The sequence below is a fragment of the Demequina salsinemoris genome, from assembly GCF_000974805.1.
Taxonomy (GTDB): domain Bacteria; phylum Actinomycetota; class Actinomycetes; order Actinomycetales; family Demequinaceae; genus Demequina; species Demequina salsinemoris.
Genome location: NZ_BBQZ01000002.1, coordinates 630,795 through 654,884, shown reverse-complemented (window position 1 = coordinate 654,884; position 24,090 = coordinate 630,795). Strand labels below are relative to the sequence as shown.

21 protein-coding genes and 1 tRNA gene are annotated in these 24,090 nt (G+C 69.0%); 15 read left to right on the top strand and 7 right to left on the bottom strand.

From position 1 onward, the window contains the following. The first annotated feature begins 10 nt into the window (after positions 1-10). From hisI to AOP78_RS06530, 13 genes are all read left to right on the top strand, one after another. Positions 11-379: a phosphoribosyl-AMP cyclohydrolase gene (gene hisI / locus AOP78_RS06590; protein WP_062202424.1), complete on the top strand. Its 369-nt coding sequence runs from the start codon at positions 11-13 to the stop codon at positions 377-379. After that, positions 372-1,919, top strand: a complete 1,548-nt coding sequence (locus tag AOP78_RS06585) for an anthranilate synthase component I (RefSeq protein ID WP_062202421.1) — start codon at positions 372-374, stop codon at positions 1,917-1,919. The genes hisI and AOP78_RS06585 overlap by 8 nt, the downstream gene beginning before the upstream one ends. 38 nt (positions 1,920-1,957) lie before the next feature. Further along, entirely contained in the window at positions 1,958-2,197 is a 240-nt protein-coding gene (locus AOP78_RS06580) for an HGxxPAAW family protein (protein ID WP_062202419.1), read from the top strand. A 51-nt stretch (positions 2,198-2,248) separates the two neighbouring features. After that, a complete protein-coding gene (locus AOP78_RS06575; protein WP_062202417.1) occupies positions 2,249-2,560 on the top strand; it encodes a CD225/dispanin family protein in 312 nt (103 codons plus the stop codon). A 4-nt stretch (positions 2,561-2,564) separates the two neighbouring features. After that, the gene (locus tag AOP78_RS06570) at positions 2,565-3,008 is read left to right on the top strand and encodes a DUF2752 domain-containing protein (protein WP_236685309.1); all 444 of its coding nucleotides are present in this window, start codon (positions 2,565-2,567) and stop codon (positions 3,006-3,008) included. Between the two features lie 148 nt (positions 3,009-3,156). Further along, entirely contained in the window at positions 3,157-3,966 is an 810-nt protein-coding gene (gene trpC / locus AOP78_RS06565; protein ID WP_062202415.1) for an indole-3-glycerol phosphate synthase TrpC, read from the top strand. Next, on the top strand, positions 3,963-5,171 hold the full coding sequence (gene trpB / locus AOP78_RS06560; protein WP_062202413.1) for a tryptophan synthase subunit beta: 1,209 nt from the start codon (positions 3,963-3,965) through the stop codon (positions 5,169-5,171). The genes trpC and trpB overlap by 4 nt, the downstream gene beginning before the upstream one ends. Next, complete coding sequence (gene trpA, locus AOP78_RS06555) at positions 5,168-5,971, top strand: tryptophan synthase subunit alpha (RefSeq protein ID WP_062202411.1); 804 nt, start codon at positions 5,168-5,170, stop codon at positions 5,969-5,971. Before trpB ends, trpA begins: the two co-directional genes overlap by 4 nt. Further along, on the top strand, positions 5,968-6,942 hold the full coding sequence (lgt, locus tag AOP78_RS06550) for a prolipoprotein diacylglyceryl transferase (RefSeq protein ID WP_062202409.1): 975 nt from the start codon (positions 5,968-5,970) through the stop codon (positions 6,940-6,942). The genes trpA and lgt overlap by 4 nt, the downstream gene beginning before the upstream one ends. Before the next feature lie 118 nt (positions 6,943-7,060). Then, positions 7,061-11,596, top strand: a complete 4,536-nt coding sequence (gene gltB / locus AOP78_RS06545) for a glutamate synthase large subunit (protein WP_062202407.1) — start codon at positions 7,061-7,063, stop codon at positions 11,594-11,596. Then, positions 11,589-13,055, top strand: coding sequence for a glutamate synthase subunit beta (locus AOP78_RS06540; RefSeq protein WP_062202406.1), 1,467 nt, complete (start codon positions 11,589-11,591; stop codon positions 13,053-13,055). The genes gltB and AOP78_RS06540 overlap by 8 nt, the downstream gene beginning before the upstream one ends. 16 nt (positions 13,056-13,071) lie before the next feature. Beyond that, complete coding sequence (gene pyk / locus AOP78_RS06535; protein WP_062202404.1) at positions 13,072-14,499, top strand: pyruvate kinase; 1,428 nt, start codon at positions 13,072-13,074, stop codon at positions 14,497-14,499. 169 nt (positions 14,500-14,668) lie between these two features. Then, a complete protein-coding gene (locus AOP78_RS06530; protein ID WP_152659430.1) occupies positions 14,669-15,958 on the top strand; it encodes a right-handed parallel beta-helix repeat-containing protein in 1,290 nt (429 codons plus the stop codon). A 27-nt stretch (positions 15,959-15,985) separates the two neighbouring features. Here AOP78_RS06530 and AOP78_RS06525 read toward each other — a convergent pair whose 3' ends face one another. After that, entirely contained in the window at positions 15,986-16,447 is a 462-nt protein-coding gene (locus AOP78_RS06525; RefSeq protein WP_236685308.1) for a methylglyoxal synthase, read from the bottom strand. A 165-nt stretch (positions 16,448-16,612) separates the two neighbouring features. Next, a tRNA-Leu gene (locus AOP78_RS06520) sits at positions 16,613-16,686 on the bottom strand. Between the two features lie 39 nt (positions 16,687-16,725). Between AOP78_RS06520 and AOP78_RS06515 the strand changes: the two genes are divergently transcribed. Continuing rightward, positions 16,726-17,334, top strand: coding sequence for an ANTAR domain-containing response regulator (locus AOP78_RS06515; protein ID WP_083979876.1), 609 nt, complete (start codon positions 16,726-16,728; stop codon positions 17,332-17,334). A gap of 288 nt (positions 17,335-17,622) precedes the next feature. Then, complete coding sequence (locus AOP78_RS06510) at positions 17,623-18,909, top strand: ABC transporter substrate-binding protein (RefSeq protein ID WP_062202395.1); 1,287 nt, start codon at positions 17,623-17,625, stop codon at positions 18,907-18,909. A 214-nt stretch (positions 18,910-19,123) separates the two neighbouring features. Here the strand turns inward: AOP78_RS06510 and AOP78_RS06505 are convergent, their stop codons facing one another. From AOP78_RS06505 to AOP78_RS06485, 5 genes are all read right to left on the bottom strand, one after another. Then, the gene (locus AOP78_RS06505; protein ID WP_160297603.1) at positions 19,124-19,804 is read right to left on the bottom strand and encodes an endonuclease domain-containing protein; all 681 of its coding nucleotides are present in this window, start codon (positions 19,802-19,804) and stop codon (positions 19,124-19,126) included. A 571-nt stretch (positions 19,805-20,375) separates the two neighbouring features. Beyond that, a complete protein-coding gene (locus tag AOP78_RS06500) occupies positions 20,376-21,104 on the bottom strand; it encodes an ABC transporter ATP-binding protein (RefSeq protein WP_062202392.1) in 729 nt (242 codons plus the stop codon). Next, complete coding sequence (locus AOP78_RS06495; protein WP_062202390.1) at positions 21,105-21,968, bottom strand: ABC transporter ATP-binding protein; 864 nt, start codon at positions 21,966-21,968, stop codon at positions 21,105-21,107. Further along, on the bottom strand, positions 21,961-22,935 hold the full coding sequence (locus AOP78_RS06490; RefSeq protein ID WP_062202388.1) for a branched-chain amino acid ABC transporter permease: 975 nt from the start codon (positions 22,933-22,935) through the stop codon (positions 21,961-21,963). The genes AOP78_RS06495 and AOP78_RS06490 overlap by 8 nt, the downstream gene beginning before the upstream one ends. A gap of 3 nt (positions 22,936-22,938) precedes the next feature. Continuing rightward, the gene (locus AOP78_RS06485; protein WP_062202386.1) at positions 22,939-24,048 is read right to left on the bottom strand and encodes a branched-chain amino acid ABC transporter permease; all 1,110 of its coding nucleotides are present in this window, start codon (positions 24,046-24,048) and stop codon (positions 22,939-22,941) included. Between the last annotated feature and the right edge of the window lie 42 nt (positions 24,049-24,090).

Genomic DNA, 24,090 nt, shown 5'->3' with positions numbered 1-24,090 from the left:
GGATGGGCGCATGCCTCTGGATCCCACGATCGCGTCCCGACTCAAGCGCAACGATGACGGCCTGGTGTGCGCCGTCGTGCAGCAGCACGACACGCGCGAGGTCCTCATGGTCGCCTGGATGAACGACGAGGCGCTCCACGAGACCCTCACCTCGGGTCGCGCGGTGTACTGGAGCCGCTCGCGTCAGGAGCTGTGGCGCAAGGGCGACACCTCCGGTCACGCGCAACGCGTCGTGCGCGCGTCGCTCGACTGCGACGGCGACGCGATCCTCCTCGAGGTGGACCAGGTTGGAGCGGCCTGCCACACGGGCGAGCGCACGTGCTTCCTGACCGGCGGCGACCTCGGCGCCGTGAACGGCCTGGAGGCGAGCGGTGAGTGACGCGCCCGTGGCCGTGAGCTGGGGCGAGACCTGGCCCGCGCTCGACCGCTTCAAGGAGCTCGGAGCCAGCCACCGCGTCGTCCCGGTGGTGCGCCGCGTCCTTGCCGACTCCACGACCCCCGTGTCCGTGTACCGGGCGCTCGCCGACTCGCGCCCCAACACGTTCATCCTCGAGTCCGCCGAGCCGGACGGCACTCTCGGACGCTTCTCCTTCATCGGGGTGCGGTCGCGCGCGGCGCTCACGATCGACGGCGACGAGGCCCGCTGGACCGGCGACGTCCCCGTGGGGCTGACAGGCGGGGCGCCGCTCACCGCGATCCGGCAGGTGCTCGCCGAGCTCGCCTCCGAGGCCATCCCCGGCCTCCCGCCGCTCACGGGCGGGATGGTCGGCGTCCTCGGGTGGGACATCATCCGACAGTGGGAGCCGACCCTTCCCAAGAAGGCACCCGCGGAGATCGACGTCCCCGACGTCCTGCTGCTGCTCGCGACGGACATCGCGGTCGTCGACCACCTCGACGGATCGGTGTGGCTCATCGCGAACGCCGTGAACGCTGACGCTCAGGCCTCCGGCATCGAGGCCGCCTACGCCGACGCGGTGGCCAGGGTCGACGCGATGGAGAAGGCCCTCGCCGAGGCCCCCGGCGGCGAGGTCTCGGGGCTCGGCGACGTCGCGGAGCCCGAGGTGCGCCAGCGGTCCGCGCTCGGCGAGTACGAGCACACGGTCGAGTTCGCCAAGGAGGCGATCCGCGACGGCGAGGTGTTCCAGGTCGTGCCCTCGCAGCGCTTCGACGTGCCGTGCGAGGCGTCGCCGCTCGACGTGTACCGCGTCCTGCGGACCGTGAACCCGAGCCCCTACATGTACTGCTTCCAGCTCGAGGACGCCGACGGTCGCTCGTTCGCGGTGGTGGGCTCGAGCCCCGAATCGCTCGTGCGAGTCGAGCGAGGCGCGGTGTCCACCTTCCCGATCGCCGGCTCGCGACCTCGCGGCGCGACGCCCGACGAGGACAAGCGACTCGAGGAGGAGCTGCGCGCCGATCCCAAGGAGATCGCCGAGCACGTCATGCTCGTCGACCTCGCGCGCAACGACCTGGTGAAGGTGTGCGAGCCGACCTCCGTGGAGGTGGCCGACTTCATGGCGCTCAACCGCTACAGCCACATCATGCACCTGTGCTCCACGGTCATCGGCACGCTCGAGGAGGGGCACACGGCGTTCGACGCGTTCACGGCGACCTTCCCCGCGGGAACCCTCTCGGGAGCGCCCAAGCCGCGCGCGATCGCGCTGATCGACGAGGTCGAGCCGGCCCGCCGCGCGCTCTACGGCGGCGCCGTCGGCTACTTCGACTTCGCAGGCAACACCGACACCGCGATCGCGATCCGCACCGCCCTGATCAAGGACTCCGTCGCCTACATCCAGGCGGGTGCGGGCATCGTCGCCGACTCGGTGCCGACCACGGAGGCGGCCGAGACCAGGAGCAAGGCCGCGGCGATGATCCGCGCCGTGTCGCTCGCCTCCCGCCTTTCCGCGCGCGGGCGTGGCTAGACTGACGTCACCCCCGGATCCTCACGAAGGAGCATGAAGTGTCGAGCAGCGTGAAGCTCAGCCCCCAGGACCTGCCCGAGGCAGCCCCGCACAACCACGGCCGCACGCTCGCGGCGTGGGTCACGAACGTGGGACTGACGGTCGCGGCCCTCATCGTCGCGCTCGGCATCGGGATCCCCGTGATGTCCCTCGTGTGGATCGGAACAGCCGTCGCCGTCGTGTCCCTCGTGGCCGGCGGGGCGCTCAAGGCTCTCGGCCACGGCCAGACCTCGAGCTGAGCGCGGCGCTGGCAGGCGTCGCGACAACTGTCGAACGAAGGAGAGGACAGCATGACCGATATCCCGCCGCCCCCGATGTCTCCCGAGCCGAGCTACGGGGCGCCCGCGCCCCAGCCGCCGAACAACAACCTCGTGTGGGCCATCCTCACGACAGTCCTGTGCTGCCTCCCTCTCGGCATCGTCGCCATCGTGAAGGCCGCCGAGGTGAACTCGAAGTGGCAGGCCGGCGACTACGCCGGCGCGCAGGCCTCGGCCGAGGCCGCCAAGAAGTGGTCGATCTGGTCGGCCGTCGCGGCCGCGATCGTCGCGGTGCTCTACATCCTGTTCTTCGTGGTCCTCGGCGCCGCGAGCAGCAGCTACTGACACGGTGTCCGTCACCGCACGGATGGTGGAGCCTGGCGAGCGACTGCTCGCCAGGCTCCACCCGTCTGTGGCACCACTGGTCGTGGGGGCCGCCGGCCTCGCGGCCACCGCGTACATCGCCTCGGTGGACCCGCACGAGGGCGGTCACTACCCGACGTGCCCTTCGCTGTACCTCACGGGCTTCTACTGCCCAGGCTGCGGATCTCTGCGCGCCATCCACGATCTCGCCCATCTGGACCTCGCGGGCGCGTGGGGGATGAACCCGCTCGCGGTGATCGCTCTGCCGTGGCTCGCATGGCGCTGGCTCCGCTGGGCGCTCGAGTCCGCCGGCGTGAGCGTCACGACGCGGCCCGCCCCCGGATGGGCGCTCTACCTGCTGGCCGGGGCCGTGATCCTCTACGGAATCCTGAGGAACATCCCGGCGCTCGCGCCCTGGCTGGCGCCCTGAAGCACCGCATCGTCCGGGCACCCGCTGGATCTTCCGCGACCTGTGACGCGACGGCCTCGCCCGTGCGGACGGCGTCGCGGCGGCCGCCGTGCGGTCATTCGTCCTGTTCGCCCGGCGCTACCATGGACGGCAGGGAGGTGGACCGACCATGAGCGTCTTGCAGAGCATCGTGGCCGGGGTCCGAGAGGACCTGGCGGTGCGCGAGGAGTCGACGTCGATGGACGCGCTCAAGGAGCGCGCCGCGCGGCTGCCCAGCGCGATCGACGCGTACAAGCGACTGGCGAGCGACGAGATCTCGGTGATCGCCGAGGTCAAGCGGTCGAGCCCCTCGAAGGGTGACCTCGCCGACATCACCGACCCGGCCTCGCTCGCGACCGAGTACGCCGCCGGTGGTGCGACCGTCATCTCCGTCCTCACCGAGCAGCGGCGCTTCGGAGGATCCCTCGCCGATCTCGACGCGGTGCGCTCCAAGGTCGACACCCCGATCCTGCGCAAGGACTTCATCGTCACCCCCTACCAGGTGTGGGAGGCCCGCGCCCACGGCGCGGACATGGTCCTGCTGATCGTCGCGGCGCTCGAGCAGAACGCGCTCGAGGGGCTCATCGAGCGGGTCCACTCGCTCGGCATGACGGCCCTCGTCGAGGTCCACGACACCGACGAGGTGGCGCGGGCGGTCGACGCCGGAGCCCGCGTGATCGGCGTGAACGCGCGCAACCTCAAGACCCTCGAGGTCGACCGGCACACGTTCGCGCGCGTCGCTCCTGCGATCCCGTCCGGCATCCTGCGCGTCGCCGAGTCCGGCATCCGCGACAGCCACGACGTCGTCGAGTACGCACGCCTGGGCGCCGACGCGGTGCTCGTCGGCGAGGCTCTCGTGAAGGATCGCGACCCGCGGACGGCCGTCGCCGAGATGGTCGCCGCCGGCGCCCACCCCGCCCTGCGGTCGGTGCGTCCGTGACCGAATCGCTCCAGTCCGCGCCGGGTCCCTTCTTCGGCGAGTTCGGTGGCCGGTTCCTCCCCGAGGCGCTCATGGCGGCGCTCGACGAGCTCACCGACGCCTATGACAAGGCGAAGGTCGACCCGTCCTTCACGGTAGAGCTCGACCGCCTCGCACGCGACTACACGGGTCGCCCCTCGATCGTCACCGAGATCCCGCGGTTCGCTCGTCACGCCGGCGGCGCGCGGATCTTCCTCAAGCGCGAGGACCTCAACCACACGGGCTCGCACAAGATCAACAATGTGCTCGGCCAGGCGCTGCTGACCAAGCGGCTCGGCAAGACCCGCGTCATCGCGGAGACCGGTGCCGGGCAGCACGGCGTGGCGACAGCAACCGCCGCAGCGCTCATGGATCTCGACTGCGTGATCTACATGGGCGAGGAGGACACCGAGCGCCAGGCGCTCAACGTCGCACGCATGCGGCTTCTCGGCGCCGAGGTCGTCGCGGTCAAGACCGGCTCCCGCACGTTGCGCGACGCGATCAACGAGGCGTTCCGCGACTGGGTCGCCAACGTCGACTCGTCGAACTACATCTTCGGCACCGCCGCCGGACCCCATCCGTTCCCCGCGATGGTGCGCGACTTCCAGCGCGTGATCGGCGTCGAGGCGCGCGAGCAGATGCTCGCGCTCGGCGGCCTCCCCGACGCGGTGCTCGCGTGCGTCGGCGGCGGATCGAACGCGATCGGCTCCTTCGACGCCTTCCTGGACGATGCGGACGTCCGCCTGATCGGCTGCGAGGCCGCGGGCGACGGCATCGACACCGACAGGCACGCCGCGACGCTCACGAAGGGCTCGGTCGGGGTCCTGCACGGCTCGCGCTCCTACATCCTCCAGGATGAGGACGGCCAGACGATCGCCTCGCACTCGATCTCGGCGGGCCTCGACTATCCGGGCATCGGTCCCCAGCACTCGTGGCTCAAGGACATCGGCCGCGCCGAGTACTGGCCCGTCAGCGACACCGAGGCGATGGACGCGTTCCGTCTGCTGTGCCGCACCGAGGGCATCATGCCCGCCATCGAGTCCTCCCACGCGCTCGCCGGTGCCATCAAGCTGGGCCGCGAGCTCGGTCCCGAGGCGACCCTGCTCGTCACCCTGTCGGGACGCGGAGACAAGGACGTGGAGCAGGCGGCGCGCTGGTTCGCGATGATGCCGGGGGAGGACGCGTGACCGCGCTCGGAGACCGCCTCGACCAGATCAAGGCGGAGGGGCGCTCGGCGCTCATCGGCTACCTTCCCGTCGGGTTCCCCTCGGTCGAGGGCTCGGCGCGAGCGATGCAGGAGATGGTCGCCGCGGGCGTCGACATCGTCGAGGTCGGCCTGCCGTACTCCGACCCGGTCATGGACGGCGAGATCATCCAGCTCGCCGCCGAATCCGCGCTCGCGCGCGGGACCAGGGTCTCCGACGTCTTCACCGCGGTTCGCGCCGTGGTCGAGGCGGGCGCCGTCGCCGTCGTCATGAGCTACTGGAACCCGATCCTCCAGTACGGCCCCGCGCGCTTCGCGGACGACCTGCTCGCGGCGGGAGGCTCCGGCGTGATCCTTCCCGACATCACCCCCGACGCGGGATCCGGCTGGGCCGAGGTCGCCGCCACGCGGGACATCGACACGATCCACCTGGTCGCGCTCACGACGACGACCGAGCGGATGCACCTGACGTGCCAGGCATCCTCCGGCTTCGTCTACGCCGCGGCCCTCATGGGCGTGACCGGTGAGCGGTCGTCGATCGGTGGGGGTGTCGAGGAGCTCGTCGGAAGGGCGCGCGACGCTGGAGCGCCGCGCGTGTGCGTCGGGCTCGGAGTGAAGACCGGCGAGCACGCGGCGCAGGTCGCGCGCTACGCCGACGGTGTCATCGTCGGCTCGGCGCTCGTGCGGTGCCTGGCCGACCACCCGGACGACCTCGAGGCCGGCATCGCGGCGCTCCGGGCCACCACACGCGAGCTCGCCGCCGGCGTGAGAGGACACGTGTGAGGGCTTCGATCCCCAGCCCACCCGTCGAATGGTCGAGCTTCTCGATCGGACCGCTCACCATCCACGCGTACGCGCTGTGGATCCTGCTCGGCATCTTCATCGCGCTGTGGCTCACCCGCAAGCGCTGGATCGCCCGTGGAGGCGACCCCGAGGTCGTCGAGACGATCGCGTTCTGGGCGATCCCGTTCGGGATCGTCGGTGGCCGCGTCTATCACGTCATCTCCAGCCCCGCCGCCTACTTCGGTGAGAACGGGAACCCGATCGACGCCTTCAAGATCTGGGAGGGCGGCCTCGGCATCTGGGGCGCCGTCGCGCTCGGCGCGCTCGGAGCGTTCATCGGCGCTCGCCGCGCACGGGTGTCCTTCACGGCCTTCGCCGATGCGGTCGCGCCCGGCATCCTGCTCGCGCAGGCGATCGGACGCATGGGCAACTACTTCAACCAGGAGCTCTTCGGCGGCCCCACGGACCTGCCGTGGGCCCTGCAGATCGACGAGGCGTTCCGGCCCGCCGGCTACGAGGCGTTCGCGACGTTCCACCCCACGTTCCTGTACGAGATGATCTGGAACCTCGCGGGAGTGGCGGTGCTGCTGTGGGCCGACCGCCGCTTCAAGCTGTGGGGCGGCCGCGTCTTCTGGCTCTATGTCGTCGTCTACACCTCTGGCCGACTCTGGATCGAGATGGTGCGCATCGACAACGCCGTGCACATCCTCGGCGTGCGCGTGAACACCTGGGTGTCCGCCATCGCGCTGGTCGCCTCCGTCCTCGCCTTCCTCGCGATGGGTGCGCGGCAGCGGCGCCTCGCCGAGGTGCCAGCGCGCGAGACGCTCGCGGCGAGCCGCGAGAAGGGCGATGCCGACCCGAGCGACGAGGCCGCAGAGGCGCCCGAGGAGCAGGGCTCGGACGAAGGTGCCGGTACGCTGGACGAAGCGGACGGCACCGGCGACCCCGGCGAGACGCCCAGCGCGCAGTAAAGAGTTCCAAAAGGGCTCGTCCGGCGCGGTACGCTGGACACCCATGTCTCCCTAGGGTCGACGGCGCCCATCAACCATGAGGACCGGCCATGCGCGCGGTCCTGCGAAGGACGGTTCAATGGCCTCGCTTCTCAGCGCTCCTCAGCCCGCCGGAGGGCTGTACAACCCGGCATACGAGCACGACGCGTGCGGCGTCGCCTTCGTGGCGACGCTTCGTGGCACCGCCGGCCGCGACATCGTGGACGCGGGGCTCACGGCGCTGAAGAACCTCGAGCACCGCGGCGCTGTCGGTGCCGAGACCGAGACGGGTGACGGTGCGGGCATCCTCACCCAGGTGCCGGACGCGTTCCTGCGCGAGGTGGTGGGCTTCGAGCTTCCCGCCGCGGGCGAGTACGGCGTCGGCATCGCGTTCCTCACCCCTGGCAACGCGGGCGTCGAGGCGGCGCTGTTCGAGCAGGCGTGCGCCGAGGAGGGCGTGACCGTGCTCGGCTGGCGCGACGTGCCCGTCGAGCTCGACTCGCTCGGCCCGTCGGCGCGCGCCGCCGCGCCCGTCTTCCGTCAGGTGTTCCTGTCATGCGAGGGGCTGTCCGGCATCGATCTCGACCGCCGCCTGTACCGCGCCCGCCGCCGCTCGGAGCGCAAGGGCGGCCCGTTCTTCGCGTCGCTGTCGGCGCGCACCCTGACGTACAAGGGCATGCTGACCACCTACCAGCTGGAGAAGGTGTTCCCCGACCTGCTGCACCCGGCGTTCGCGTCGGAGCTCGCGCTGGTCCACTCGCGCTTCTCGACCAACACCTTTCCGTCGTGGCCGCTCGCGCAGCCGCTGCGCCTCATCGCGCACAACGGCGAGATCAACACCGTGCAGGGCAACCGCAACTGGATGGCCGCCAAGGAGGGCATGCTCCAGTCCGAGCTGCTCGGCGACCTCTCGGAGCTCGGCACGACGTGCACGAACGGCGCATCCGACACCGCGTCCTTCGACGAGGTGCTCGAGCTGCTGCACCTCGGTGGTCGTTCGCTTCCGCACGCGGTCCTGATGATGATCCCCGAGGCGTGGCAGAACAACCCCCACATGGACCCCGCCCGTCGCGCGTTCTACGAGTACCACTCGACGCTCATGGAGCCCTGGGACGGCCCCGCCGCCCTGCACTTCACCGACGGCACGCTCATCGGCGCGACCCTCGACCGCAACGGCCTGCGTCCGGGACGCTTCTGGCTGACCGACGACGGACTCGTCGTGTGCGGCTCCGAGGCCGGGCTGCTCGACATCGACCCCGCGAAGGTGGTCCGCAAGGGCCGTCTGCAGCCGGGACGCATGCTGCTCGTGGACACGGCGAAGGGCCGGATCGTCGAGGACGAGGAGATCAAGGCGCAGCTCGCCGCGGAGCACCCCTATGCGCAGTGGCTCGAGCAGTACGCCGTGCACCTGTCCGAGGTCCCCGACCGCGAGCACATCTCGCACTCGACGCGATCCGTGCAGCGCCGCCAGCGCGCGTTCGGATACACCGAGGAGGAGCTCAAGATCCTGCTCAGCCCGATGGCGATGAACGGGATCGAGCCCATCGGCGCCATGGGATCGGACACCCCGATCGCGGTGCTGTCCAAGCGACCCCGGCTGCTGTTCGACTACTTCGTGCAGATGTTCGCGCAGGTCACGAACCCGCCGCTCGACTCGATCCGCGAGGAGATCGTCACGTCGATCGGGGGAGCGGTCGGACCCGAGCCGAACCTGCTCGAGGCGCTGCCCGAGCACGCGCGCAAGATCATGCTCGACTTCCCGGTGATCGACAACGACGAGCTCGCGAAGATCGCGCACATCGACGCTGACCCGCGTCTCAAGGGCGTGTTCTCCGCGCGCAAGATCCGGGGCCTCTACCGCGTCGCCGACGGGGGAGCGGGCCTCGAGGCGCGCCTCAAGGAGATCTTCGACGAGTGCGACCAGGCGCTCGAGGACGGCGTGTCGTTCCTGATCCTGTCGGACCGCGACGCCAACAAGGACCTCGCGCCGATCCCCTCGCTGCTGCTGAGCTCGGCCGTCCACCACCACATGGTCAGGCACCACACGCGCACGCAGATCACGATCATCGTCGAGGCCGGCGACGTCCGCGAGGTGCACCACGTCGCGCTCCTCATCGGCTACGGCGCCGGCGCGGTCAACCCGTACCTGGCCATGGAGACCGTCGAGGACCTCGCGGGGCGCGGCTACCTGGGCGACGTCGATGGCGAGAAGGCCGTCAAGAACCTCATCAAGGCGCTCGGCAAGGGCGTCCTCAAGATCATGTCGAAGATGGGCATCTCCACGATCGCGTCGTACCGCGGCGCGCAGGTGTTCGAGGCCATCGGGCTGTCGCGCGAGCTGGTCGACCGGCACTTCGTCGGGACGCCGAGCCAGATCGACGGCGTCGGGCTCGACGTCGTCGCGCAGGAGGTGGCGCAGCGGCACGCCGACGCCTACCCGGAGTCGGGCGAGCTGTCCCCGCACCGCCACCTCAACACGGGCGGCGAGTACCAGTGGCGCCGTGACGGCGAGGAGCACCTCTTCGACCCCGAGACGGTGTTCAAGCTCCAGCACTCGACCCGGACGCGCCGGTACGACCTGTTCCGCGAGTACACGGATCGCATCGACGACCAGTCCAGGCGGGCGATGACGCTGCGTGGCCTGCTCGACTTCGCGAGCGACCGCCCGGCGGTCCCGCTCGACGAGGTCGAGTCGGTCGCGGACATCGTCACGCGCTTCAGCACGGGCGCGATGTCCTACGGCTCCATCTCGCAGGAGGCCCACGAGACCCTCGCGATCGCGATGAACCGCATCGGCGCCAAGTCCAACACGGGCGAGGGCGGCGAGGCCCCCGAGCGCCTTATGGACCCCGAGCGCCGTTCCGCGATCAAGCAGGTCGCCTCGGGACGCTTCGGCGTGACGAGCGAGTACCTCGTGAACGCAGACGACATCCAGATCAAGCTCGCGCAGGGTGCCAAGCCGGGTGAGGGCGGTCAGCTTCCCGGCACGAAGGTCTACCCGTGGGTCGCCGAGACGCGTCACTCGACGCCTGGCGTCGGGCTCATCTCGCCGCCGCCGCACCACGACATCTACTCGATCGAGGACCTCAAGCAGCTCATCCACGATCTGAAGAACGCCAACCCGACCGCGCGCATCCACACCAAGCTCGTGTCCGAGGTGGGCGTCGGCACGATCGCGGCGGGCGTCGCCAAGTGCAAGTCGGATGTCGTCCTCATCTCGGGCCACGACGGCGGCACCGGAGCGAGCCCGCTGAACTCGCTCAAGCACGCGGGCGCCCCGTGGGAGATCGGTCTGGCCGACACCCAGCAGACGCTCGTCCTCAACGACCTGCGCGACCGCATCGTCGTCCAGGTGGACGGCCAGCTCAAGACCGGCCGCGACGTCGTCGTGGCCGCGCTGCTCGGCGCCGAGGAGTTCGGCTTCGCCACCGCGCCGCTCGTCGTCTCGGGCTGCGTCATGATGCGCGTGTGCCACATGGACACCTGCCCGGTGGGTGTGGCGACGCAGAACCCGGAGCTGCGGGCCCGCTTCAGCGGCAAGCCCGAGTTCGTGGAGACCTTCTTCGAGTTCATCGCCGAGCAGGTGCGGGAGCACCTCGCTGCGTTGGGCTTCAGGTCGATCGCCGAGGCGGTCGGTCACGTCGAGGCGCTCGAGACGCGTGAGGCGATCCAGCACTGGAAGGCGAAGGGCCTCGACCTGTCGCCCGTGCTCGCCCGTCCCGCCGCAGGCGCCGCGCTCATCAACGCGACCACGCAGGACCACGGACTCCTCGACGCGCTCGACCAGCAGCTCATCGCCCAGGCACAGCCGGCGCTCGACCGAGGGGAGAAGGTCAGCATCGCGCTGCCGATCCGCAACGTGCACCGCACCGTCGGGACGATGCTGGGCTACGAGCTCACACGCAGCCACGGGGGAGCGGGGCTGCCCGACGACACGATCGACGTGACCTTCACGGGTTCGGCGGGCCAGTCGTTCGGCGCCTTCGTGCCGAAGGGCATCACGCTCCGTCTCGAGGGCGACGCGAACGACTACGTCGGCAAGGGCCTGTCTGGCGGCCGCATCGTCGTCCGTCCTCCGCGCGAGGCGATGCTCGACGACTCCAAGGACGTCATCGCGGGCAACGTGATCGGCTACGGCGGCACCTCCGGTGAGATCCTCCTGCGCGGCGTCGTGGGGGAGCGGTTCCTGGTCCGCAACTCGGGTCTGACCGCAGTCGTCGAGGGCGTGGGAGACCATGCGCTCGAGTACATGACGGGCGGCACGGCCGTGATCCTCGGCCGGACGGGACGCAACCTGGGAGCGGGCATGTCGGGCGGCACCGCCTACGTCCTCGACCTGCGAAGCGAGCGCGTCAACAGGGAGGCGCTGGCCTCCGGCGAGCTCACGCTCTCGCCGCTCGACCCCGAGGACGCGACCATCGTGCGCAGCCTGGTCGAGAGGCACGTCGAGCAGACCGGCTCGCCTTTCGGCAGGGAGCTGCTGGGCGGCTGGGAGGACTCGGTGGCGCGGTTCACCCGGGTGCTCCCGGCGCAGTACGCGCGGGTGCGCGACGCGCTCGCCGAGATCGAGGCGCAGGGCGGGGACCTCACCGCGCCAGGCGCATGGGCCGACTTCCTGGAGGTGACCGGTGGCTGATCCGCGTGGATTCATGAAGGTGCGGGAGCGCGAGCTCCCCGTCAACCGCCCCGTCCCGGTGCGCCTGCGCGACTGGAACGAGGTGAAGGACGAGCTCGCCAAGGACTCGGCGCAGCTCACCCGCCAGGCGGGGCGCTGCATGGACTGCGGCATCCCGTTCTGCCACCAGGGCTGCCCTCTCGGCAACCTGATCCCCGAGTGGAACGACCTGGTCTGGCGAGGCCAGTGGGAGGACGCGATCGAGCGCCTCCACGCGACGAACAACTTCCCGGAGTTCACCGGCCGCATCTGTCCTGCTCCTTGCGAGACCTCGTGCGTGCTGGGCATCAACCAGCCCGCGGTGACGATCAAGAACGTCGAGGTGTCGATCATCGACGAGGCGTTCAAGCGCGGCCTCGTGCGGCCCCACGTCGCTCAGCGGCACACCGGCAGGACTGTGGCCGTCGTCGGCTCCGGACCCGCCGGGCTCGCGGCGGCGCAGCAGCTGACCCGCACCGGCCACACGGTCGCGGTGTTCGAGAAGGACGACAGGATCGGTGGCCTGCTCCGGTACGGCGTGCCGGACTTCAAGCTCGAGAAGCGCCACATCGATCTGCGCGTGTCGCAGATGGAGGCCGAGGGCACCAGGTTCCGCACGGGCGTGGAGATCGGCAAGGACATGACGTGGGACGAGCTGCGTGCGCGCTACGACGCGGTGCTCATCGCCTCGGGCGCGCCCGTTCCGCGCGACCTTCCGCTGCCGGGTCGCGAGCTCGACGGCATCCACTTCGCGATGCCGTACCTGCACCAGGGCAACCAGGCCGTTGCGGGCGACGAGATCGCCGAGCAGATCACCGCCGAGGGCAAGCACGTCATCGTCATCGGTGGCGGCGACACCGGCTCCGACTGCATCGGCACCGCGCTGCGCCAGGGCGCTGCGTCGGTCACCACGCTCGCGATCGGCAAGAAGCCGCCGCTCGACCGCACCGAGTCGATGCCGTGGCCCACGGACCCGCGCGTGTTCGAGGTCTCGACGAGCCACGCGGAGGGCGGCACCCGCGAGTACCTCGCGTCCACCGTCGAGTTCGTCTCCGACGGCGAGGGCCACGTGAAGTCGCTGCGCGTCGCCGAGACCCAGTACAACCCGGACGGGTCGCGCACCCCCACCGCCGGCACGGAGCGCGATGTTCCGGCCGACCTGGTATTGATTGCTATGGGGTTCACTGGGCCTGAGGTCACGTTGCTGCAGGACCAGTCCCGAGTAGCGTTGACATCGCGCGGTCAGATCGAGCGCGCCGAGAACTTCTCGACATCAGCCGACGGCGTCTTCGTCGCGGGCGATGCGGGTCGAGGCGCCTCGCTCGTGGTCTGGGCGATCGCCGAGGGCCGCGCCGCCGCGGCCGCCATCGATGAATACTTGACCGGGAGCACGGAGCTTCCGGCACCAGTGACGGCGCGCACCACCGCGCTCCGTGCATAACGCAAGGTTGGAGAACATGCGAAACGCGAAGATTGTCTGCACGATCGGTCCGGCCACCGCGCCGCTCGACAGGATGCGCGAGCTGGTCAACGCCGGTATGGACGTGGCCCGCATCAACCGCAGCCACGGCAGCGCCGAGGAGCACGAGACGGTCTACAACAACGTCCGTCAGGCAGCGGCCGAGTCCGGCCGCAACGTCGCCGTCCTCGTCGACCTCCAGGGCCCCAAGATCCGTCTCGAGAAGTTCGCGAACGGTCCCCACGACCTCGCCGTCGGCGACGTCTTCACCATCACGACCCGCGACGTCGAGGGCACCAAGGACATCTGCGGCACGACCTTCAAGGGCCTGCCGGGCGACTGCAACCCCGGCGACACGCTCCTGATCGACGACGGCAAGGTCCGCCTCGAGGTCACCGCGGTCACCGACACCGACGTGGTGACCAAGGTCATCGTCCCCGGTCCCGTGTCGAACAACAAGGGCATCAACCTCCCGGGCGTCGCGGTCTCCGTGCCGGCCCTGTCGGAGAAGGACACCGAGGACCTTCGCTGGGGCCTCAAGCTCGGCGCCGACTACATCGCCCTGTCGTTCGTGCGCTCCGCGCAGGACTACGAGGACGTCGCCCGCATCATGGCGGAGGAGGGCCGCATGGTCCCCGTCATCGCCAAGGTCGAGAAGCCTCAGGCGGTCGACAACCTCGAGGAGATCGTCGACGCGTTCGACGGCGTCATGGTCGCCCGCGGTGACCTGGGCGTCGAGCTCCCGCTCGAGGAGGTGCCGCTCGTCCAGAAGCGCGCCATCGAGCTGTGCCGCGCGTACGCCAAGCCCGTCATCGTCGCGACCCAGGTGCTCGAGTCGATGACTCACGCTCCCGTGCCGACGCGCGCCGAGACCTCGGACTGCGCCAACGCGATCCTCGACGGCACCGACGCGGTCATGCTGTCCGGCGAGACCTCGGTCGGCGACTTCCCGATCATCACGGTCCAGACCATGGCCCGCATCGTCGAGAACACCGAGAGCAAGGGCCACGGCCGCATCGCGCCGTTCCCGACGGTCCCCAAGACCCGCGGTGGTGCGATCACCCACGCCGCCGCCGAGATCGCCGAGAACCTCGACATCAAGTACATCTGCACGTTCACCCAGTCGGGTGACTCCGCGCGCCGGATGTCGCGACTGCGTCCCGACACCCCGATGATCGCCTTCACCTCCGACGAGAACACCGAGCGTCGTCTCGCGCTGTCGTGGGGCATCGAGTCGGTCAAGGTCGACCACATCGAGTCGACGGACAAGATGGTCAAGGTGGTGGACTCGTACCTCAAGGAGAAGGGGCTCGCCGCTGACGGCGAATTCGTGATCGTCGTCTCGGGCGCCCCCGTGGGCATCCCCGGCACCACGAACTCGATCCTCGTGCACAAGGTCGGCCAGCTGCCCGCAACGGTCGCCTGACACAGCACCTAGCGTCACCGAGGGGCCCAGCCGGCACGTCCGGCTGGGCCCCTCGCTCTGTGTCATGACCGCTATGCCCGAAACGTCCGCGTGCCAGCCCTGTTGAGCGTTCGTGGGATGATCCACACAGGGGTTCACCACGCGTGCCACGTTCTCTACGCTCCCGGACATGGCCTCCTCGACACGACACCTTCTTGCCAGGGCGACCGGTACGGTTCTCGCCGCAGCCACGATGCTGGGAATCGCGGTCGTTCCCGCGAGCGCAGCTGACGACAAGTTCACGATCGGCGCGACGACTCTCGCCAAGCCGGCGTCAGGCGGCAGCTACATCTACGTCGACGACTCGGGAAGCGACTGGGTGATCGCGCCCGACGGCACCAACTCGAACGGCACGCCCTACGCCGACATCAACCGCTCCAGGTGCCTTCTCGTCGACAAGGTTCCCTACTGGACCGTGGTCGAGGGATGGTCCGAGGAGAGGGCCTGCCCAGAGCCCACGAAGTCGCACCCGCTCGCATCGATCGAGTTCGCGATCCGCGTGGCCCGACCTGGCGACGTGATCGTGGTCCGCGAGGGCACCTACAAGGAGAGGCTCGGCTGGGGCGCGGTCGCAGGGACGAAGGACCGCCCGATCGTCCTCCAGAACGCGCCGGGTGAGCGCGTGATCGTCAAGGGTCGGGCGATCTTCAAGGACATCGACTACTGGCGCATCGAGGGCCTGCGCTGGCGGTGGGACAAGGCCACGACCGGCTCGGCGAAGGCGATCGTCTTCATCTACGGCGGGACCGGCTGGACCTTCACGCGCAATGACGTCCGCTACACGCACGGCGTCGCGAACCTCGCGATCTCCGCGAAGCCGGGCGCGACCACTCCCGCGCAGCGCAAGGCCTACGCGCCGCACGACTACACCATCTCGAGCAACTTCATCGGGTACAACCTCGGGACCTGGGTCAACAGGGACCACAACATCTATCTGAGGCCCTCCATCTGGTCCACGGGCGGCGTGATCACGCACAACCTGCTCGTGAGCGCGCCTACCGGGTCCAACATCAAGGTCGCGGGCTCCAAGAACGCCAACGAGTCGCCGCGTCATGTGAAGATCACCTACAACACGCTGATCGGCGGCTCCAACGGGGTCGTGTTCGGCATGAAGTCGAAGTACATCGAGTTCTCGCACAACGTGATCGGGCTCCAGGAGGGGCGCACGTACAACAACGGTGGCGTCAAGACCTTCCGCCTGCGGTACCCGAAGACCATCAACGTGACCGACAACGTCATCAGCGGCTACCGGCACACGGTCTACGAGTCCGGGGCCCACACCCTGGCCGACGACGAGCACATCCGCGTGCGCTCCACCGTCAAGTGGGGAGTCAAGTACACCGGCAATCTGTCGGGCGCGCGCGTCCACTTCACGCGGGCATCGATCGAGCGCAACTACGGCCACAACGCCGGGTGGTGACGCGGAGGACCTCCGCGTCACCCGAGGTCAGGACTCGTCGGCGGGCTTGGGCTTGAGGTCCTCCCAGTTGCGCGGGCCGAGGTCGGGGATCGCGCGGTCGTACGCGGACTCGAAGAGCTCCGAGGAGATGATGAAGTCCGCGGTGGCGACGTTCGACGCCATCGGGATGTTCCACAGCGCGCCGAGGCGAAGCAGCGCCTTGACATCGGGGTCGTGGGGCTGCGGCTCCAGCGGGTCCCAGAAGAAGATCAGCATGTCGATCTTGCCCTCGGCGATCCTGCCGCCGATCTGCTGGTCGCCGCCGACCGGGCCCGAGAGGAAGCGGTGGACGGGCAGCCCGAGCTCGTGCTCCAGCATCGTCCCTGTGGTGCCGGTCGCGTACAGGTGGTGCGGCGCGAGCCGCACCTTGTTGAAGCTCGCCCACTCGAGCAGCTCGACCTTCTTGTTGTCGTGCGCGACCAGGGCGATATGACGCTTGACTCGGGGCACCGAGGACCTCCGTGCTTGTTGGGCCGCGGGGAGCGGCGATGCTGTCATGGGACCGAGTCCAGCATGCCACGGTCCGAGGTGCGAAACGCCCGGGCGACAGTCCCACGAGGTGGAGTCCCGGGCGGTGGCCGCGATGCGTCGCGTGCGACATCCCCGCAGGTGAAGTGCCCCGAGTGGGATTCGAACCCACACTGGTGCGGGTTTGAGCCGCATGCCTCTGCCAGTTGGGCTATCGGGGCCCGACGACTAGGCTAGCGCCTGTGACAGCTGACAATGACATGACGCAGGCAGGCGGAGCCGCGTCCACGAAGACCCGTCGCGCCCTGGTGGTCGAGGACGAGGCACTCATCCGCATGGACATCGTCGAGACCCTCACGGAAGGCGGCTACGAGGTCGTCGGCGAGGCCGGCAATGGCGAGGAGGCGATCGCGAAGGCCAAGGAGCTGAAGCCCGACATCGTCGTCATGGACGTGAAGATGCCCGTGATGGATGGGATCACCGCCGCCGAGCACATCGCCAAGGACAGGGTCGCGCCCGTGGTGCTGCTGACCGCGTTCTCGCAGAAGGAGCTGGTCGAGCGCGCGCGCGACGCCGGTGCGATGGCGTACGTCGTCAAGCCCTTCACTCCCGGCGACCTGCTCCCGGCCGTGGAGATCGCGGCGTCCCGGTATCAGGAGATCCGCGCGCTCGAGTCCGAGATCGCGGACATCAACGAGCGCATGGAGACCCGCAAGAAGGTCGAGCGTGCGAAGGGCCTCCTGATGGAGAAGATGAAGCTCAACGAGCCCGAGTCCTTCCGCTGGATCCAGAAGACCTCGATGGACCGCCGCTTGACGATGCGCGAGGTCGCCGAGGCCGTCATCGACCAGATGGGTGGCGGCAAGTAGCGGCACGCCGCTCACGACATCTCTTGAGGCGCGGCTCCCAGGCGGGGGCCGCGCCTTTGTCGTATCCGGGGCGGTCACACCCGGGACTTTGGTCACTGAATGACGAAAAACGCGGTGAAGTGCGTGTTACATGCGTATTTCCGCCGGAAACTCGCGTCCCAGGTCACGAAATCGTGATGTTTGCGACCCATGAGAGAAACATACGGTCGATAGTTTGGCGGCATCGAGTAGGGACCGTCCCTACACCGATGCGCTGACGGTGGCTCCCGTCAGTTTGGAGGAAAAAACATGGCACGATGGAACACCATCGCGCGTGGCACGGCCGTGGCGGCCGTTGCGACGCTGGCCCTCGCGGCCTGCTCGGTTGAGGGGGACTCGGACTCGAGCTCCTCGGCTGACGCCTCGAGCAGCGACACTGCCGCTGCTTCGGGCGACGCCCTCAAGATCGGCACGCTGCTCCCGATCACCGGCTCGCTCGCCTTCCTGGGCCCGCCCGAGATCGCCGGTGTGCACCTCGCCGCGAACGAGATCAACGAGGCGGGCGGTGTGTTCGGTCAGGACGTCGAGGTCATCGACTCCGACTCGTCCGACACGGCCAACCCGCAGATCGCCTCGCAGTCGGTCTCGGACCTGATCGCGCAGGGCGTCGGCGGCATCGTCGGTGCCGCGTCGTCCTCGGTCTCGCTGAACGTGGTCGACGACGTCGCTGCCGCGTCCGTGGTCCAGATCTCGCCTGCGAACACCTCGACCGCGCTGTCGGGCTACTCGGACTTCTACTTCCGCGTGGCGCCGCCGGACACCGTCCAGGGCAACGCGCTCGCCAACGTCATCATGGACGACGGCATCGAGAACCTCGGCATCCTCGTGTTCGAGGACGACTACGGCACGTCGCTGCGCGACGTCGTGGTCGACACGCTGGGCGACACCGTCAACGTGACCTACGGCGCCACGGAGACCTTCGACCCCACCGCCACGAACTTCTCGGCTGAGGCTCAGGCGGTCATGGCGACCAACCCCGACGCGATCCTGATCATCGCCTTCGAGCAGACCGTCCAGGTCATCAAGGCGCTGCAGACCGCTGGCTGGGAGGACTTCTCGCAGACGTACTACACCGACGGCAACACGGCCGACTACTCGGAGGACCTCGACGCGGGCCTGCTCGAGGGCGCGAAGGGCACCATCCCCGGTGCCAACCCGACCACCGAGTTCCAGGACCTGCTGAACAGCGCCGCCGACGAGCCGCTCGACTCGTTCTCGTACGGTGCTGAGTCCTACGACTCGACCATGCTGCTCGCCCTCGCGGCGCTCAAGGGTGGCGACTCGTCCGGCGCGACGATCCAGGCCAACATGGCTGCGGTCTCGGGCGCCAACGGCGGTACCGAGTGCACCGGCTGGGTCGAGTGCTCCGACCTGATCAACGCCGGCGAGGAGATCGCCTACCAGGCGGTGTCGGGCTCCGGTGCGTTCAACGACGCGAACGACCCGTCCTCGGCCTACATCGGCGTGTACGAGTTCGACGCGGACAACGTGCCGGTCTGGCAGGAGGCCGTCTACGGTGAGGTTCCCGCCGCGTAATCTCCGCTCAGCGGACTACGCATAGCACTGCAAGGAAGGGCCCCTGGCTTCGGCCAGGGGCCCTTTCGCGCGCCCGGACGATGCTGGCCGCACCCCATGCGGGCCCAGCCCCCGCATCGTCCCGGGCACCCGCATCGTCCCGCCCCGAGCATCGTCCCCAGCCCAGCGCTCCCCGGTAGCCGCTCAGGGCCCTCACGGGGCCGCCTTCCCGCAGTCAGCGACTACTGGCGGCCGCGAGCCGCCCCGCGACGACGGTGCGCACCGTCTCACGGCACCACGCGGGCCGGTCGACGATGTCGCGCCACCCGAACCTGACCACGACGAACCCCGCCGCGACGAGGTCGGTCTGGCGGTTGCGATCCTCATCCCTCGCTGCACGCGTGGAGTGATAGGCGTCGCCGTCGAGCTCGACGATCACGCCCGCGGGCCGGCGCAGCATGTCGACTTGGGGCCTGCGCGTCGGGAGGACCAGCTCGACCTGCCACTCGAACTCGCGAAACTGGGCACCAGTGAACACCTCGTGCTTCGCGCGGGCCTCGAGCGGTGATGTCGCGCCTGCGGCGAACCAGCCGAGCAAGCGATCCAGGTCGCGCCGACCGGCGACGCGTTGAGCACGGTCCAGCTCGCGTTTCAGCTGCCGCCAGGTGCAGACGCGGGCCCAGAGCGCCTCCCACAGCACGGCGTGGCGCTCGTCGGGAGCTGCGAAGCGCCACGCATCCAGCAAGGCGCGTTCGGTGGTCACGCAATCGACGCCGCGGAAGCTCGACGACGTGCGGGGCACGCCTCGCTGATGCACCCGCACCCGCGGCGGCGGGTGAAGCGGGTCGCCCTTGTCGGAGGTGAGGTCCGCGGTGACGGGCCGCGGCAGCGCCGCGTTGCGCAGGTGGAGCGCCAACGGTCCAGTCACGAGCGAGCGCGGCGCCCACAGGTTGAGGGCCTCGCCCCTCACGGATGCGGCGTCTCGGTGGGCCGCTCCACAGTAGACGCCCGGGAGGATCCTGACGGCGGTCCCGCGGACGATCGTCCTGTCGAGCGCGTCACGTGACCACCTCTCGAGAAGCTCCGCGCGTGTGAAGGCGTGCGCGTTGGCCCCGAGGAAGCCTGCCAGCGGGAGGTCGAGGGCGCTGAGCCCGGCAAGGAGTCGCATGCTTGTATCGCATCAGGCGAGAACCCTGGGCGCTTGGGCCGACGGTCGATCGGTGGATGGACGGTGTGGGGCGCTGGCGTGTGGAGATCGGGTCGCCGTGCCCTGGTAGTCGTTCGTTGCTGGACTTCGACGGCAGCGCAGCAGTGAGCGGCTACGGGCGCGCAGGCCGCGACGGGACGATGCGGGGGAGCCGGACGATGCGGGGGAACAGGACGATGCGGGGAAGTGCGGGGCTGCAGGGGAGCAGCGCAGTGCTCTGGCCACACGCAGAAGCGCCCCGCCACCACGAGGGTGACGGGGCGCTTGAGCGAGCGGGAGGCTAGGCCCCCAGCGTGCCCAGGTAGAGCTCGATGACCTTGGGGTCCTTGAGCAGCTCCTGGCCGGTCGCCGTGTAGGCCGACGTGCCCTGGTCGAGCACGTAGCCGCGGTCGGCGATCTGGAGGCAGCGTCGGGCGTTCTGCTCGACCATGATGACCGTCACGCCGGTGCGGTTGATCTCGCGCGTGCGGACGAAGGTCTCGTCCTGACGCGCGGGGGACAGACCAGCGGACGGCTCGTCGAGGAGCAGCACGTGCGGGTCCATCATGAGCGCGCGGGCCATGGCGACCATCTGACGCTCACCGCCTGACAGCGAGCCCGCGCGCTGGGTGCGACGCTCGCCGAGCACGGGGAACAGGTCGACGATCTTCTCGAACTGCTCCTTGAACTTCTTGGGTGCCTGGTAGGAGCCCATCTCGAGGTTCTCCTCGATGCTGAGCGACGGGAACACGTTGTTCGTCTGGGGAACGAAGCCGATGCCCCGCTTGACGAGCTCGTCGGCACGCTTGTTCGTGATGTCCTGACCCGCGAGGCTCACCGAGCCGGAACGGATCGGCACGAGGCCGAACAGCGCCTTGAGGAACGTGGACTTGCCGGCGCCGTTGGGGCCGATGATGCCGATGAGCTCGCCTTCGCGGACCTCCATGGTGCATCCGTTGAGGATGTCGATGCCCGGGAGGTATCCGGCGATGATGTCGTCGGCGTGGAGGATGACGGGTGCGTCGTTCACTTAGCGCTCCTCGGACAGGTCGGTGTCGTGGTGCGCGCCCAGGTAGGCATCCTGCACCGCCTTGTTGGCCATGACTGTTGCGGGCGGGCCCTCGGCGATGATCTTGCCCTCGGCCATGACCACCACCCAGTCCGAGATCCGTCGGACCATGTGCATGTCGTGCTCGACGAACAGGACGGTGACGCCCTGGTTCTTGAGCTCGATGATGTGGTCGAGGAGGGACTCGGTGAGCGCGGGGTTCACGCCGGCCATCGGCTCGTCGAGCATGACGATCTCCGGGTCCGACATGAGGGCGCGGGCCATCTCGAGCAGCTTGCGCTGACCCCCGGAGAGCTCTCCGGCGTAGTCGTCGCGCTTCTTGTCGAGCTTGAAGCGGACCAGGAGCTCCTCCGCCTTCGCGGTGATCTCCTTCTCCTGCTTCTTCCACAGTCCGGGGAACATGGCGCGGCTGAGGCTCTCGCCGACCTGCTCCGAGGCTCCGAGGCGCATGTTCTCGATCACCGTCATGCGCGACAGCGCCTTGGTGAGCTGGAACGTGCGCACCATGCCCGACCGCGCGACCGCGGCGGGGGACTTGGAGTGCAACGAGAAGCCGTTGAACGACCATTCGCCCGTCTGCGGCTTGTCGAAGCCCGTCAGCAGGTTGAAGAAGGTCGACTTGCCGGCTCCGTTGGGGCCGATCAGGGCGGTGATCGCGTTGCGCTGGACCTCGAAGTGCTCGACGTCGACCGCGGTCAGACCACCGAAGTGACGGTGGATCTTGTCCGCGACGATGATCTTGTCCATCTTGGGTGCGCCGGGCTCGTGGGGCACGAGGGCGAACGGGTCCGCCGCCGTGGGCGTGGGCTTGCCGGTGTCAGCCATTGATCGCCAGCTCCCTTCTGTTTCCAAGGATTCCCTGAGGTCTGAAGATCACCAGCAGCATCAGGGTGACGCCGACCAGGATCAGGGCGAACGGCTCGCGTGCGGTCGTCGACATGATGGTCTCGGGGATCAGCAGCGCTGCGAGCTGCTTGACGAGCACGATCGCCGCCCAGAAGATCACCGAGCCGAGGATCGGGCCGAAGACCGTGGCCGCGCCACCGAGGAGCAGCAGGGTCCAGATCCAGAACGTGGTGGGTCGACCCATGGAGTCGGGCGACACCGCGTTTCCGAACGACCACAGGATGCCGCCGAGCGCACCGAGGACACCGCCGATGACGAGCGCCTGCATCTTGTACGCGTAGACGTTCTTGCCGAGCGAGCGCACCGCGTCCTCGTCCTCGCGGATTCCCTTGAGCACGCGGCCCCAGGGCGACTTGGCGAGCATCCAGAACACCCACGCGAAGATCGCGACCATCGTCCATGAGACGAGGACCAGCCACCATGAGGTGGAGGCCGAGCCGTGCAGCTGCCACGGGCCGATCGTGATGAGCGCGTCGGGGAACGGCGAGAGCGACTCGAACGGCTCCTTGAAGTCCGTGCCGCGGATACCGGTCGAGCCACCGGTGATGTTCTTCATCACCGAGGACCTGCCGAGGAATCTGACGAACTCAGCGGCGGCGATCGTCACGATCGCCAGATAGTCGCCGCGGAGCTTGAGTGTCGGCCAGCCGAGCAGCAGGGCGAACCCGATCGCGAGCAGGACCGCGACGACGAGGCCGAGCCACATGCCTCCGCCCTCGCGGACGGTGATCGCGTAGCCGTACATGCCGAGCAGCATGAAGCCCGCGTGGCCCATGTTGAGCAGGCCGGTGAGGCCGAAGTGGAAGTTGAGCCCGATCGCCGCGAGCGCGAAGGCTGCGGTGGTGGGGGCGAACATCTCGCGGGTGACCGCGATGAGGATATCCATGGCTTAACCGACCCTTTCCGCACGGCCGAGGATGCCCTGGGGCCTGACGAGCAGGACCAGGATGAGGACCACGAGCGCGACCGCGATCTTGAGGTCGGCAGGGAGCCACAGGGTGGACATCTCGACCACGACGCCGATGACGAGCGAGCCGACGAGCGCGCCGAACGCCTGTCCGAGACCACCGAGGGTGACCGCGGCGAACATGAGCATCAGGAGTCGAGCGCCGGCGTCGAAGGCGGTGCCGCCCTCGTACAGCGCCAGCAGGATGCCGCCGAGGCCGGCGAGGCCCGCCGAGATGATCCACACGAGGCGGATGATCTTGGAGACCTGGATTCCCGAGGCCGAGGCGAGCGCCGGGTTGTCGGACACCGCACGCGTCGCGCGGCCGAGGCGGGTCTTCAGCAGGAACCACGACACGCCGCCGAGGCAGACCAGCGCGATCGCCAGGGAGATGAGCGTGGTGTCGGTCAGGGTGAAGGGACCGAAGTCGATCGCCTTGCCGGACGAGGTGGTGAGGCCGATGCGGCCTCCGCCGATCCACCACTGGATGAAGTTCAGCAGGGCGAGCGACAGACCGATCGAGACGATCATCTGCTGCACGGTCGCGACGCCTCTGCGTCGCAGCGGCGCCCACAGGAACTTGTCCTGGAGCCAGCCGGTGCCTGCGGACACGGCGATGCCGATCGCGGCTCCGACGAGGAGCGGCAGCCCGATGTTGAACGACACCGGGATGAGCGGGATGGACACGTCCTGCGGGGTCACCAGGAAGTAGGTGAGCACCGCACCGAACGAGACCTGCTCGCCGTGCGCGAAGTTGCTCAGTCCGGTCGTTCCGTAGATGAGCGAGAGGCCGACGGACGCAAGTGCCAGAAGCGTTCCGAAGGCGAGTCCGTTGACAAGGGACTGCAGCCACAGGATGTTGTCTGCAGTATTGCTGGTGGCGCCAGTGCTTGCGTCGTCGCTCGACGTGTCGGCGGAGACCACATGGGTCGCCACGTCCGTCGCCTGCGCGCTGTCCGAGAGCATCACTGAGACAAGGGTGATTGCTGTCGCTGCGAGCAGGAACACGACGATCGCGCGCATGATGACGCGGCGATCGATGGTCGTCGTCACTGTTTCCTCCTGTTAGGGATGCCACACAAATTAGCCCAGCCA